Origin of the sequence: Microbacterium sp. NPDC007973, from assembly GCF_042958465.1 — a bacterium.
GTDB lineage: Bacteria > Actinomycetota > Actinomycetes > Actinomycetales > Microbacteriaceae > Microbacterium > Microbacterium galbum.
Map to the genome: position 1 here is coordinate 282286 of NZ_JBIBJJ010000002.1, position 13597 is coordinate 295882.

Here is a 13597-nt window from a genome sequence, read left to right on the forward strand (position 1 = left end):
GCAGGGTGACACCGTGAAGCGAAGGATGACGGCCGCGGCGGCGCTCGTGCTGCTGGCGATACTGACCGGCTGCAGCTCGGAGCCCGGGTGGAGCGAGATGCGAGCGGCACCCGGGCCGATCGGCACCCCCGCGGAGGGCTTCTTCCCCCTCACCCCTCCGGCGCCCGAATCGACGCTGAACCCCGAGCCCGGGTCGTGGGACGACGTGCGCGCGCCCGCGGGGTACCGCGTCGTTCTGCTGACCGTCGGCGACGACGCCCCCACCGCCGTCCTGGTCGACGCGGTGAGGGAGTGGGCCGACGAGACCCGCGCCGACCTGGAGATCGTGCACGCCGACGACGACATGATCGACGGGGCGGTGGCGGCCATGCGGATGAACCCGGATCTCATCATCAGCGCGGGCGACGCCCTGGTCGATCCGCTGGCCACGGTGACGGCGAACCATCTCGACCGGCAGTTCCTCATCGTCGGCGCGGAGCTCGCCGAACCCACCGAGAACGTCACCGCGGCCGACTGGACCGGAGCCGCCTATCGCGGCGAAGGCCTGGGCACGGCGGCCGCCTACGATCCCGCGTCGTTCACCCCGGAGCGCGCGGCCGCGGCGGTGCGCGCCGGGGTGGCGTCGGTGCTCACGGGGCAGCGCGGCATCGTGCTCTGGATGAACTGACGGCCCGGGCGCTCCCCCGCACGAGACGCGGGTGGGGCGCGAGCGCGGCGCGAGGCCGCAAGGCCGCGGCGCGCGGCTCGGGCGCGAGGCCGCGGCGCGACGCTCGGGGGCGAGGCCCCGGCGCGAGGCTCGGGGGCGAGGCCCCGGCGCGAGGCTCGGGCGGCGCGCAGCTCCCGCTCAACACCTCAGCGCGCGCGACGACGCGAACGGGAGACCAGGATGCCGGCGGCCAGCGCCCCGGAGCCGATGACGGCCGCGGCGGCGAGACCCGCGGCATCCCATCCGGTCGCGGGAAGGGATCCGTCGGGCGTCGCGGAAGGCGACGGGCGCCCAGGAGGGGGCGAGGTCGGCGCATCGGTCGGCCCGCCCGTCGGCGTCGCGCGGGCGGCGTCGGGGACCTCGACGACGATGATCTGGGAGTCCCCCGGCGCACCGCCCTCGGGGGCCGGGGTGGGCGCGCCGGCGCCGACGAGGGTCAGCGCGATCGCGAGAGTGACGACCATGGTGGTGTCCTTTCCGTCCGTCACGGTGGCGGGTCGACGTGGACGCCGGTCCCTTCCCGACCGACCGGCCGGAGAACGCCGGGCGAAAAGGGTTCCAGGCCGAAAGGTGGTCCGACCACAACCGGTCCCTTAGCGCAGCAGCAAGAAAGCGTCTTCTTTCGTTCATAACGGTCACAAAATTGCCCGCGGACGCCCCTAGCGTCATCGCATGGTCCCCCCTTTCGACGCGACGGCCGCGCCCTCCGCCGCGATGACGCCGCCCGCGACTTCACCCGGCGAGCGCGCCGAGCCCGGCCTCCTCGCCGGCACGCGCGCGGTGTTCTTCGTGTCGGACAGCACGGGTATCACCGCCGAGACGCTCGGCAGCGCCCTGCTCGCGAACTTCCCGGGGGCGCGCTTCGAGAGGCACACCATCCCCTTCCTCGGGAGCGTCACCGCCGTCGACGCGGTCGTCGCGCGGCTCGCCCGTTCCGCGGCCCAGGGGACGGGCGATGCGCCGATCGTCTTCGCGACGGTGAAGGATGCCGGCATCCGGGGCCGTCTCGCCGACGCGGGCGCCGTGGTCATCGACCTGCTGGCCGGGCACCTCACCGAGCTCGAGGCGGAGCTCGGTGCGACCGCCGAGACCCGCGCGGGGCAGTATCACGGCCTGGGAGATCTCGAGCAGTACTTCCGCCGCATGCGGGCCGTGGAGTTCGCGATCGAGCACGACGACGGACAGAGCGGGCGCGACCTCGCGAGCGCCGACGTGATCATCGTCGCCCCCTCGCGGTGCGGGAAGACCCCCACCACGATGTACCTCGCCCTGCACTACGGGCTGCTCGTGGCGAACTACCCGCTGACCGACGACGACTTCCCGACCGACGGGCTGCCCCGCATCGTCGCGCCCCACGCCGAGCGCTGCTTCGGGCTGACCACGACCGCCCTGCGCCTCAGCCAGGTGCGGCACGAACGCCGCCCGCACTCGACCTACGCCAGCCTCGCCCAGTGCACCCTCGAGATCCGCCGGGCCGAAGACCTCTACCGCCGCACCCACATCCCGTTCCTCAGCTCCGCGACCCGGAGCGTCGAGGAGATGTCCGCCGTGATCCTGCAGTCCATGAACCTGCGGGACCGACCCCGAGAAAGGCCCACCCCATGACCAACATCCTGCGCTTCGACGAGATCGGCATGAGCGACCTCGCCCGGGTCGGCGGCAAGAACGCCTCGCTCGGCGAGATGGTGTCGCACCTGGCATCCGCCGGCATCCGTGTTCCCCCGGGGTTCGCGACGACCTCCGACGCCTTCGCACGGTTCCTCGCGGAGGGCGGGCTCGACGCCCGCATCCGCGCCGCCGTCGAGGGCATCGACGTCGACGACGTGGCAGCCCTCGCGCAACTCGGCGCCCGCGTGCGCGCGTGGATCGAGGAGCAGCCCTTCCCCGACGACCTCGACGCCGACATCCGCGCCGCCTACGCCGCTCTCGTCGCGAACGAGACCGACCCGGATGCCGTGACCTGGGCGGTCCGCTCCAGCGCCACCGCGGAGGATCTGCCCGACGCGTCGTTCGCGGGGCAGCAGGAGACCTTCCTCAACATCGGCGGGATCGAGAACATCCTCCAGGCGATCCGCCGGGTCTTCGCCTCGCTCTACAACGACCGCGCGATCGCGTACCGCGCGCACCACGGCTTCGACCACCACGAGGTCGCCCTCTCGGCCGGGGTGCAGCGCATGGTGCGCTCCGACGTCGGCGCCTCGGGCGTGATGTTCACCCTCGACACCGAGTCGGGCTTCGACGACGCGGTCTTCGTGACCAGCTCCTACGGTCTCGGCGAAGCGGTCGTGCAGGGCGCGGTGAACCCCGACGAGTTCTACGTCTACAAGCCGAGCCTCGCCGCCGGCCGCCCCGCGATCCTCAAGCGCAGCGTGGGGGAGAAGGCGATCGCGATGCGGTACTCCGACGGACAGCACGTCGACGGCAGCACGGCCTTCGTCGAGGTGGATGCCGACGACCGCACGCGCTTCTCGATCACCGACGCGGAGGTCGAGGAGCTCGGCCGCATCGCCCTCGTCATCGAGGAGCACTACGGCCGCCCGATGGACATCGAGTGGGGCAAGGACGGCGTCGACGGACAGGTGTACGTGCTGCAGGCCCGACCGGAGACCGTGGTGTCGCGGCGGTCGGCGAACGTGCTCAGCCGCTTCGTCCTCGCCGAGCGCAGCGCGGTGCTCGTTGAGGGCCGCGCGATCGGCCAGCGCATCGGCGCGGGCCGCGTGCGCGTGCTCCGCTCGATCGACCAGATGGCCGACTTCGCCCACGGCGACGTGCTCGTGGCCGACATGACCGATCCGGACTGGGAGCCGATCATGAAGCGCGCCTCGGCGATCGTCACCGACCGCGGCGGACGCACCTGCCACGCGGCGATCATCGCGCGCGAGCTTGGCATTCCTGCCGTCGTCGGCACGGGCGTCGCCACGCACGCGCTGACGGACGGCCAGGAGGTCACCGTCTCGTGCGCCGAGGGCGACGACGGCCTCGTGTACGACGGCATCCTGGACTTCGCCGAGGAGCAGACCGAGCTCGACCGGATGCCGGCCGCCCCCGTGAAGATGATGATGAACGTCGGCACCCCCGACCAGGCCTTCGCGTTCTCGCGGCTGCCGCACGCGGGCGTCGGGCTCGCGCGGCTCGAGTTCATCATCAACCGTCAGATCGGGATCCACCCGCGGGCGCTGCTCGAGCTCGACCGCCTCGACGGGGTCCTCGCCGACGAGATCCGCGCGCGCATCGCGGCCTACCCCTCGCCCGAGGAGTACTTCATCCGGCGGGTCGCCGAGGGCGTCTCGATGATCGCCGCGGCCTTCGCTCCCGAGCCCGTGATCGTGCGCCTGTCGGACTTCAAGTCGAACGAGTACGCCAACCTGCTCGGCGGCACGCTGTACGAACCCGACGAGGAGAACCCCATGCTCGGCTACCGCGGGGCGGCGCGGTACGTCTCGCCGGAGTTCCGCGCGTGCTTCGACATGGAGTGCGAGGCGCTGCGACGCGTGCGCGACGAGATGGGCCTGACGAACGTGCAGATCATGGTGCCCTTCGTCCGCACGGTCGGCGAAGCGAAGGCCGTCGTCGACCTGCTCGCACAGAACGGTCTCCGCCGCGGCGAGAACGGCCTGAAGGTCGTCATGATGTGCGAGCTGCCGGCCAACGCGATCCTCGCGGAGCGCTTCCTCGAGCACTTCGACGGCTTCTCGATCGGCTCGAACGACATGACCCAGCTGACCCTGGGCCTCGACCGCGACTCGGCGCTCATGGCATCCGCCTTCGACGAGCGCGACCCGGCGGTGCTGCACCTGCTGGGCCTGGCGATCGACGCGTGTCGGCGGCAGGGCAAGTACGTCGGCATCTGCGGGCAGGGACCGAGCGACCACCCCGACTTCGCGCAGTGGCTCGTGGCGCGCGGCATCCAGTCGCTGTCGCTGAACCCCGACACGGTCGTCGAGACCTGGCTCGCCCTCGCGGCGAACGAGCGGCCCAAGGCCGAGATCCTGGCGCAGGCGCACCTGTCGCGGTTGTGAGGGAGGCGGGCCGGGGCGCGTGGGGCGTCCCGGCCCGGAGAATCGTCCGCTCGGACGACGGGGATACCTCCCCCGGCCGACGACGCGTGGGGCGCCGCTCGCTGTGATGGAGGCATGACTTCTTCTGCTGTGCTCACCGCCCGCGGGCTCGTCAAGAGCTACGGAGACCTGCGCGCCCTCGACGACGTCTCGCTGACCATCCGCGCCGGCGAGTCCGTCGCCGTGATGGGCCCGTCGGGCTCGGGCAAGACGACGCTGCTGCACTGCCTCGCGGCGGTCATCGCCCCCGACTCCGGCTCGATCGTGCTGTCCGCCCCCGGCGCGGCTCCGCGCGAGCTGGTCGGGCTGTCGGAGGGCGAGCGCGCCCGCGTGCGCCGCGAGGCCCTGGGCTTCGTGTTCCAGCAGCACCTGCTGCTGCCCGAACTGACCGCGGTCGAGAATGCGGCCCTGCCGCTGCTGCTGACGGGCTCGAAACGACAGGATGCCGAACGACACGCCGCCGTGTGGCTGGCCGCGCTCGGACTGGCCGGGCTCGAGGAGCGCCGTATCGGCCAGTTGTCGGGTGGTCAGGCGCAGCGCGTCGCGATCGCCCGCGCCCAGGTGACGAGAGCGCCGGTCGTCTTCGCCGACGAACCGACCGGGGCTCTCGACTCGGCGACCTCGGCCGAGGTTCTCGACGCCCTGCTGCACGCCACGACGGGTCAGGGGCGCACGCTCGTCGTCGTCACGCACGACGCCGACGTCGCCCGCCGGTGCTCGCGCACGGTGCGGGTGAGCGACGGGCGCGTCGTCAGCGACACCGGCGCGGTCGCCTCGGCCGGGGGCGCGCGATGAGCGTCGTCCTGCCCCTGGCGCGGCAGCTCACGCGTCCCGCGCGGCAGGGTCGAGCCGCCGTCGCGCTGCCGATCGTCGCGTTCGCCGTCACGACCGCGCTGCTGCTCGTGGTCGCCGGAGGAGCGCGGATGTTCCTCGTCGACCCGCGCACCGCGGACGGGAACGGCCTCTACGGCATCCTCGCGGTGCTCGCCCTGCTGCTGCTCGCCGTCCCGCTCGTCACGCTCGGTGCCGCGGCCGCCCGCCTCACGAGCCGGCGCCGCAACGACCGCCTCGCGACCCTGCGGCTGCTGGGCGCGAGCACGCGCGAGCTGTGGGCGCTCACCGTGCTCGAGGCGACAGCCGTGGCCGCCGTCGGCGCCGTCGGCGGGGTCGCAATCCATGCGGCGCTCCTTCCGCTCGTGGGGCTCCTGCCGTTCTTCGGCGCTCCCGTCGGCGTCGCCGCCGTGGTCATCGACCCTCTGCTTGGCCTCGGTGTGCTCGGCGGTGTCATCGTGGTCGGCGCGGCGAGCGCTGCCGCGAGCCTGCGCCGTGTCGCCGTCACCCCGCTCGGGGTGCGGACCCGCAGCGCCGCTCCCCCGTCGCGCACGGCCGCCCTGGTGGTCGGTGGGGTGCTGATCGTCGCCGTCGTGCTGCTGGTGTCGAACTTCTCGGTCGTCGCGCAGCTGCTCGGCCCGGCCGTGGGGATCGCGCTGCTGCTGGGCGTCTTCGCGGGCGCGCTCGCCCTGCTGAATCTCATCGGCGCGCCGATCGTCGCCGCGCGGGGACGATCGCTGGCGCGTCGCGCGCGCACCGCGTCCGAGCTCATCGCGGGGCGGGAGCTCGCCGCGCACGCGGGCCCGGCCTGGCGGCGCGTGTCGGGGATGGCCATCGTCGCCTTCATCGCGGTCGTGGCCGGGTGCGGACTGTCGATCGTCGACGTCGCAGGCGACGCGGGCCCGACGACCCTGATGAGCGACATCCGCACGGGAGTGCTGGTGACGCTCGGCATCGCGTTCCTCCTGCTCGCCTGCGCCGTGGGGGTCACGCAGGCGGCGTCGGTGCTCGAGGAGCGCGAGCTGATCGTCGGGCTCGATCTTCTCGGCATCCCGGATGCCGAGCTGCGGCGCGCACGTCGACTCACGGTCATGGTGCCGCTGAGGTGGGCGGCGGGAGGTGGTGCCGCGCTCGGGCTGATGATGGCGTTCCCGATCGTGGGGATCAGCCTGCTCGTCGCGCCCCTGTCGGTGCTGACCATCGTCGCGACCTTCGCCGGCGGCTTCGCGCTGGTGCGCGCGGCGCTGGCCTCGACCCGGCCGATCGTCGACGGCATCCGCCGCGAGACGGTCTGAGCCCGAAGACCCCCGCCCGCCGCACACGCGAGCGGGCGGGCGAGGCCGCGGACCGGGAGGGTATGTTGGGGCTCCTCCCGGCCCGCGGGTCTCATCGAACGCCGACGCCCTTCCGGCGTTCGGCGCGGGTCACGGGTGCGGCGACCTTCTCGGGCGCGTCTGTGGTCTGCGAGGCCGCGGCTTCGGCATCCGTCACCTTCGGCTTGCGGGGCCACCAGAACCGGTCGCCGGCGATGAAGGCCATGGCCGGCACGATGACCGTGCGCACGAGCAGGGTGTCGATCAGCACGCCGATGCAGACGATGATGCCGATCTGCGTGAGCGTGATGAGCGGCAGCACGCCCAGCACCGCGAATACCGCGGCGAGCAGGATGCCGGCGCTCGTGATCACCGCGCCGGTCGCGGCGAGCGCGCGGATCATGCCCTGCGTGGTGCCGAGGGTGCGGCTCTCCTCCTGCGCGCGGGTGACGAGGAAGATGCTGTAGTCGACGCCGAGGGCGACCAGGAACAGGAAGCTGAACAGCAGCACGTTCGTGTCGATCGCGGGGAAGCCGAACAGCGGCGTCTGGAACAGCCACCACGCCGCCCCCACTGCCGAGAAGAAGCTCGCGACGACGGCCAAGAGCAGCAGGATCGGTGCCAGGAGGGCGCGCAGCAGGATCACCAGCACGATGAAGACCAGCACGAGGATGAGCGGGATGATCAGGTCTTGATCGCGCTGCTGGGCTCCGGCGACATCGAGGGCCTGGGCGTCGAGCCCGCCGACGAGCGCCTCGCCGGAGCCGACCGTGTCGAGGTCGGCGCGCAGTCGTTCGATGGTCGCGAAGGCCTCGGGGGTCTCGGCCGACGACGAGAGCGTGACGTCGACGCGAGCCCAGTCGCCGTTCTCCTCGGCGAGGCGGGCGGAGTCGACGCCCTCGATCCCGCTCGCCGCCGCCACGACCGCGTCGGCGTCGGCCACGGGCGCGACCACGGTCGCCGGGGAGGTGGCGCCGGCCGAGAACGCCTCCGCGAGTACCTCCTGGCCCGTCACGGCGTCGGGCTTCTGCAGGAAGCGGTCGTTCTGCGACAGACCCGTCTGCACGAAGAACAGTCCGCTCGCGAGCGCTCCGAGCACGATCGCTCCGCTCAGCGCGACCACGACCGGGCGACGCGAGACCCCGCGACCGAGCTTCCCCCACGGGCTGCGCGAGATGGCATCCGGCGATCCGAAGCGCGGGACGTAGGGCCAGAACAACCAGCGACCGAACAGCACGAGGGCGGCCGGCAGCACGAGCAGGGCGAACGCCATCGCCACGATGATGCCGACCGCGCACGCCAGTCCGAGCGCGCGGTTGCCCGACAGCTCGCCGAGCAGCAGCGTTGCGAGGGCCAGCGCCACCGTGGAACCGCTGGCGATGATCGCCGGGCCGGCGCCGCGGACGGCACGACGCATGGCCTCGCGCCGGTCTTCGGCCAATCGCAGTTCGTCGCGGTAGCGCGCGATGAGCAGAAGGGCGTAGTTGGTGCCCGCGCCGAACACGAGCACCGACAGGATGCCGGTGATCGACGCGTCGAGCTGCACCCCCACCGCGGCCGCGACGCGGCGCGCGACGATACCGGCCGACGCGTCGGCGGTGCCGATGACGATGAGCGGAACGAGCCAGAGCCAGGGGCTGCGGTAGGTGATGAGCAGCAGCACGGCGACGACGATGACGGTGGTCAGCAGGAGGGTGAAGTCGGCGCCGTCGAACACCGCGGCGATGTCGACCTCGAAGCCCTCGGGACCGGTGAGGTACGTGCGCACCCCGTCGAGGCCGTCGGCGGCGAGCGTGCGGATCTCAGCGGCGCGCTCGGCCTGGGCCTCGACGTCGGCCTCGGGAGCGAGGGGCACGACCAGCAGGGCGACGGTGCCGTCTTCCGACACCTGCGGCGGCGGGATGAAACCCTCGGGCGTCAGGTCGACGAGGTCTCCGAACGCCTTCTGCTGGATGGCGGCAACCGTCTCGGCGGGGAGAACCTCGCCGTCGTCGGAGGCGAACACGACCAGCGCCGAGGTGGTGTCGGCGTCGGGGAAGGTGTCGAGCACCTTCTGCACCCGCACGGACTCGGCCGTGTCGGGCAGACCCGTGGCCGGTGCCGTGTCGCTCGTCGCGCCCGAGCCGAGGGCGAACAGCGCCGCGACGCCCGCGAACGCCACGACGAGCACGATCCACGACGTGCGGGCCGAGGTGAGGAAACGGAGGAAGCCGGTCATGGGGGGCCTTCGCTAGATTTTGGAGTATCTCGATTATCGAGATACGAGAAAGGTAGCCCAATCACGCGTAGAGTGCCAGTCATGGAAGAGCCGAACCCTTCCTCCCCACCCCCCGTCGTCGGCGGCGTCGCCGTGCCGCCCACGCGGCGCCCGACCGCGCTCGTGCGCGACCTCTTCACCGCCGGATCGCTCTTCGAGAAAGCGCTGCAGCGTGAACTCGCCGTCAATCCGACGGGCCTGGATGCCATGGGCCACCTCGTCATGTCGGGCCCCCTCTCTCCGGGGGAGCTCTCGCGACGCCTCGACCTCACGACGGCCGCCACCACCGCCGCGATCGACCGCCTCGTCGACCTCGGACACGTCACGCGCACCCCGCACCCCACCGACCGCCGGAGCGTCCTCGTGGTGCCCACCGACACCTCGATGGCCCGCGCGATGGGGCACCTGATGCCGATGATCGCGAGCGTCGACGCCGTGCTCGACGAGTTCAGCGACGAGGAGCAGGACGTCATCACCCGCTACCTGGAGCGCGTGATCGCCTCGTACGGCATCCCCGACGACGGAGCGATCCCGTCGATGGCGGTCCCGCGCTCGACGCACTGACCGGAGCCGCGCGCCTCCCGCCACCGCGCGCCCGCGCGTTCGGGTCGCCGCCCGCCGCGCGTGCGTCGCCGCCCGCCGCGGGCAGTCCTGCCGCGCCGGCAACAAGCCCCGGCATCCCGCCGAGTGTCCACGACACCCGGGGCGGGATTCTCCGGCGCCCGGGTTTGGTGGACACTCGCTGCGCCCGCGCGGCCGCGGCCGCGCCGGTTCGACGCCCGGCCCCACCGAGGAACCCCCGGCGCGACTGCTACCGTGCGGGAGTGCTTCCGGATGCCCCCGCCCCACGCCGTATCCGCGTCTCGGCCGCGGTGATCACCGACGCCGACGGTCGCCTGCTCGTCGTGCGCAAGGCCGGCACGACCGCGTTCATGCAGCCCGGCGGCAAGCCCGAGCCGGGCGAGAACCCGGCCGAGACGCTCGCGCGCGAACTCGCCGAGGAGATCGGCGTGCGCGTCGCCCCCGACGCCCTCGAGCCGCTCGGAGAGTTCAGCGCCTCCGCGGCCAACGAGCCCGGCTTCGAGGTGGTCGCCGACGTGTTCCGCGTCGACATCGGCTCCCAGCAGCCGACCCCGGATGCCGAGATCGCCGAGCTCCGCTGGGTCACCGCCGCGACGGCATCCGGGATCGAGATCGCCCCGCTCGCGCGGGAGTACTTCCTGCCGGCCTGACGCCGCGGGCGTACCGGACCCTTCGACAGGCTCAGGGACCTGACGCCGCAGCTCGGCGGGAACCCCCAGACCCTTCGAAAAGCTCAGGGCCCTCACGCCGCAGCGGTCGCCCGGCGACTCACCAACTGCTCTTGCGGTAGTCCTTCAAGAAGATGCCGAACAGGTCTTCGCCGGCCTCGCCGCGCACGATCGGGTCGTACACGCGCGCCGCGCCGTCGACGAGGTCGAGCGGGGCGTGGAAGCCCTCCTCGGCCAGGCGCACCTTGGTGAAGTGCGGGCGCTCGTCGGTGATCCAGCCGGTGTCGACCGCGGTCATCAGGATGCGGTCGTTCTCGAACATCTCGCGAGCGCTCGTGCGCGTGAGCATGTTCAGCGCGGCCTTCGCCATGTTCGTGTGCGGGTGGCCGGGGCCCTTGTAGCCGCGACCGAAGACGCCCTCCATCGCCGAGACGTTGACGATGTACTTCCGGTCGAACGTGGATGCCGCCATCGCGGGGCGAAGGCGACTGACCAGCAGGAACGGCGCGGTCATGTTCGCCAGCTGCACCTCGAGCATCTCGAGGGGCTCGACCTGGTCGACGTGCTGCGTCCAGCTGTTGATGCGGTCCTCGTCGGGGATGAGCCCGCCCGCGTCGATCGCCGTCCCGGTCATCAGCCGCTCGAGCGACGACGAGCCCGCCGCCATCGCCTCGGCGGTCAGCTCGTCGGCCGTGCGGGCGGCAGAGGCGAGGATCGGGTGCGCCGACACCGACTGCGCGAGCGCGAGCGGGTGGGCGTCGTTCGTGTGGCCGAAGGTGACGAGCTCGGGCAGCGGTCCGTCGGGGAGCGGTGCCAGTTCGGCATCCACCAGGGGTTTGTAGGCTCCCGGCGAGCGCCGCACGGTTTGAGCCGCGTTGTTGATGAGGATGTCGAGCGGACCATCGGATGCCACCGACTCGGCGAGCCCGATCACCTGCGCCGGGTCGCGCAGGTCGATGCCGACCACCTTGAGGCGGTGCAGCCAGTCCGCGCTGTCGGGCAGCGACGAGAACCGGCGCACCGCATCCCGCGGGAAGCGCGTGGTGATGGTCGTGTGCGCGCCGTCGCGCAGCAGACGCAGGGCGATGTACATGCCGATCTTGGCGCGGCCGCCGGTCAGCAGGGCCCGGCGCCCGGTGAGGTCGGTGCGGGCGTCGCGCTTCTCGTGGCTCATCGACGCGCAGTCGGGGCAGAGCTGGTGATAGAACGCGTCGACGAGGGTGTAGTCCTCTTTGCAGATGTAGCAGGCGCGCGCCTTGATCAGCTCGCCCGCGAACGGCATCGCGGTGCGGGCCTGCAGCGGGATGCCACGGGTCTCGTCGTCGATGCGATCGGGAGCGCCGGTGGCGGTGGCGGCCACGACCGCGCGGTCGGCGTCGGCGATGCGCTGGCGCTTCTCTTTGCGCGACTGCCGCTTGACGTCCTTGTAGAGCTTGCCGGTCTGACGGCGCAGGGCGATGTAGGCGGGGTCGTCGTGGTCGAGCGAGGAGGCGGCGTCGATGACGCGCAGCGCGATCTCGAGCTCGTACGGGTCGATGGTGGTCGACCGCGCGGCATCGCGGTCGGGGTTCAGCAGTGTTTCGGGCACGGGGCAGTGTATCGAGGCCTTGCTGAACGACCGGTGGGCCCGGGCGTGTCGCCCTCCGCCACGCCCCGGCCGCTGCGCGGGCGCTTCGCCGGTGCGCCCCTACAGCTTCCCCCCGTCGACCCACCGCGTGTGCGCCTTCAGCGCGTGCAGCACGGCGAGGCGCACGACGAAATACAGGGCCGCCGCGATGACGGCGAGGCCGACGCCCCATACGAGCAGAAGGATGAGGGCGTGGGCTCCGAACATCCGGCAAGCCTAGCGAACGGCCGCGGCCGCGGCTACGCGATTCCTCTTCGATCGGTCGTAGGTCAGCAGCCACCGCTGCGCGGGCACCTCGACCAGCTTGTGCATCACGAACGCCAGGGCGAGCGCGATCCCGAATGCGGCGAGCGCGAGCAGAACGGCACGGCGCCACGGCAGCTGCGGGTGCCCGTCGGGCCACGCCGATGACACCGACGCGATCACCAGCAGGTGCACGAGGTAGAAGGCGAACGACACGCGCCCGAGTTCCTGCCAGAGCGGACGCGCGAGGAACGTCGACGAGCGGTGCGCATCGGCCGAAGCGAGCGAGGCCACGAGCAGCGCGAAGGCCCCGACGGTCACCGCGAGACCGGGGTGCACGTCGGTGCCGGGCAGCGTCGGCGCCTCCGACAGGGCGTAGCCGACGACCGCGAGCGGCAGCACGAAGCGCACCCGAGGTGGCATCCACGCCCCGCGCTTCATGAGCAGCGCGAGGGTGACGCCGACGACGAACTCCGGCAGCCGCAGGAGGGGGGTGGATGCCGCCGACATCGGCAGCGGCGAGAGCGCGGCGATCTGCGGGGCCAGCGCGACGAGCGCGAGTGCGATGCCGACGGCGATCGTCTGCGCGCGGGCCGAGAGCCGCACGAGCGGGCGGATGAGGAACGGGAAGCTGAGGTAGAAGAACGCCTCGCACACGAGCGACCAGCTGGCGGGGTTGCCGGCCTGCCACCAGTCGGGCACCCACCCGTTGATCAGCAGCACGTTCGCCGCGAGCGGGGCGGCGCCGTCGGTGCGGATCTCGGGCACGAGGGTCGCGGCGGCGACGAGCGCGAGACCGACGCCCACGAGGTGCAGCGGGTAGATGCGCGCGAAGCGGTGCCACCAGAACGAGCCCGCGCTCTGCTGCGGCTTGAAGCCCCAGGCCAGCACGAACCCCGAAAGGATGAAGAAGAGCGTGACGCCGGTCTTCCCGGCCTCGAAGACGAAGGCCCACACGTCGCCGGCAGTTCCGCCGAAGTACTCGACCGCCATGAGGTGGTGACCGAAGATGAGCATCGCGGTCGCCCAGCGAAGGCCCGTGAGCGAGGGAAGGTGGCGCGCCGCCGTCGGAGCAGCGGATGCCGACGGCACGGCCTGAACGCGAGGGGTCGCCATGGTGGTCATGCCGTGCCTCCCGTCTCGTCGTCGTTCGTCCGGCGCGCGATACGGGCGCTCGTCGACGACGTCGTTGGGTCGACCTGAGCACGTGGAGTCGCGCAGACCGGATGAGACGGTACTGGACCGGGTTGTGGAGATCCCTGAGAGGCGTGGGGGCTTGACGGAAGGTCTCGCGGCGGGTTTCCGCGGAATC

Annotated in this window: 12 protein-coding genes; 7 read left to right on the forward strand and 5 right to left on the reverse strand. The window is 72.3% G+C overall.

Annotation, left to right across the window (positions count from 1 at the left end):
• Positions 1 to 13: 13 nt before the first annotated feature.
• Entirely contained in the window at positions 14 to 667 is a 654-nt protein-coding gene (locus ACFZA2_RS06430) for a hypothetical protein (RefSeq protein WP_391402196.1), read from the forward strand.
• A 185-nt stretch (positions 668 to 852) separates the two neighbouring features.
• On the opposite strand, the gene ACFZA2_RS06435 is transcribed toward ACFZA2_RS06430, so the two are convergent.
• Positions 853 to 1170, reverse strand: coding sequence for an LPXTG cell wall anchor domain-containing protein (locus ACFZA2_RS06435; RefSeq protein ID WP_391402199.1), 318 nt, complete (start codon positions 1168 to 1170; stop codon positions 853 to 855).
• A 208-nt stretch (positions 1171 to 1378) separates the two neighbouring features.
• Between ACFZA2_RS06435 and ACFZA2_RS06440 the strand changes: the two genes are divergently transcribed.
• The 4 genes from ACFZA2_RS06440 (at position 1379) to ACFZA2_RS06455 (ending at position 6890) form a co-directional block, all read left to right on the forward strand.
• Entirely contained in the window at positions 1379 to 2311 is a 933-nt protein-coding gene (locus tag ACFZA2_RS06440) for a pyruvate, water dikinase regulatory protein (RefSeq protein ID WP_391402202.1), read from the forward strand.
• Positions 2308 to 4725 (forward strand): phosphoenolpyruvate synthase, encoded by a 2418-nt coding sequence (gene ppsA / locus ACFZA2_RS06445; RefSeq protein WP_391402205.1) that lies wholly within the window; start codon positions 2308 to 2310, stop codon positions 4723 to 4725. Before ACFZA2_RS06440 ends, ppsA begins: the two co-directional genes overlap by 4 nt.
• Before the next feature lie 114 nt (positions 4726 to 4839).
• Positions 4840 to 5559 (forward strand): ABC transporter ATP-binding protein, encoded by a 720-nt coding sequence (locus ACFZA2_RS06450; protein WP_391402208.1) that lies wholly within the window; start codon positions 4840 to 4842, stop codon positions 5557 to 5559.
• Complete coding sequence (locus ACFZA2_RS06455) at positions 5556 to 6890, forward strand: FtsX-like permease family protein (RefSeq protein WP_391402211.1); 1335 nt, start codon at positions 5556 to 5558, stop codon at positions 6888 to 6890. The genes ACFZA2_RS06450 and ACFZA2_RS06455 overlap by 4 nt, the downstream gene beginning before the upstream one ends.
• A 91-nt stretch (positions 6891 to 6981) precedes the next feature.
• On the opposite strand, the gene ACFZA2_RS06460 is transcribed toward ACFZA2_RS06455, so the two are convergent.
• Positions 6982 to 9126: an MMPL family transporter gene (locus ACFZA2_RS06460; protein ID WP_391402214.1), complete on the reverse strand. Its 2145-nt coding sequence runs from the start codon at positions 9124 to 9126 to the stop codon at positions 6982 to 6984.
• A gap of 81 nt (positions 9127 to 9207) precedes the next feature.
• On the opposite strand from ACFZA2_RS06460, the gene ACFZA2_RS06465 reads away from it, so the two are divergent.
• Both ACFZA2_RS06465 and ACFZA2_RS06470 read left to right on the forward strand, forming a co-directional pair.
• Complete coding sequence (locus tag ACFZA2_RS06465; protein ID WP_315994194.1) at positions 9208 to 9729, forward strand: MarR family transcriptional regulator; 522 nt, start codon at positions 9208 to 9210, stop codon at positions 9727 to 9729.
• Positions 9730 to 9989: 260 nt separating this feature from the next.
• Positions 9990 to 10397 carry an NUDIX domain-containing protein gene (locus ACFZA2_RS06470; protein ID WP_391402219.1) on the forward strand — a complete coding sequence of 136 codons (408 nt, stop codon included), beginning with the start codon at positions 9990 to 9992 and terminating at the stop codon, positions 10395 to 10397.
• Between the two features lie 118 nt (positions 10398 to 10515).
• Here the strand turns inward: ACFZA2_RS06470 and ACFZA2_RS06475 are convergent, their stop codons facing one another.
• The 3 genes from ACFZA2_RS06475 to ACFZA2_RS06485 all read right to left on the reverse strand — a co-directional run bounded on the left by ACFZA2_RS06475 (position 10516) and on the right by ACFZA2_RS06485 (position 13410).
• Positions 10516 to 12003, reverse strand: coding sequence for an SDR family NAD(P)-dependent oxidoreductase (locus ACFZA2_RS06475; protein ID WP_391402222.1), 1488 nt, complete (start codon positions 12001 to 12003; stop codon positions 10516 to 10518).
• A gap of 99 nt (positions 12004 to 12102) precedes the next feature.
• Positions 12103 to 12249, reverse strand: coding sequence for a hypothetical protein (locus ACFZA2_RS06480; RefSeq protein WP_391402225.1), 147 nt, complete (start codon positions 12247 to 12249; stop codon positions 12103 to 12105).
• A 9-nt stretch (positions 12250 to 12258) separates the two neighbouring features.
• A complete protein-coding gene (locus ACFZA2_RS06485; RefSeq protein WP_391402228.1) occupies positions 12259 to 13410 on the reverse strand; it encodes an acyltransferase family protein in 1152 nt (383 codons plus the stop codon).
• Between the last annotated feature and the right edge of the window lie 187 nt (positions 13411 to 13597).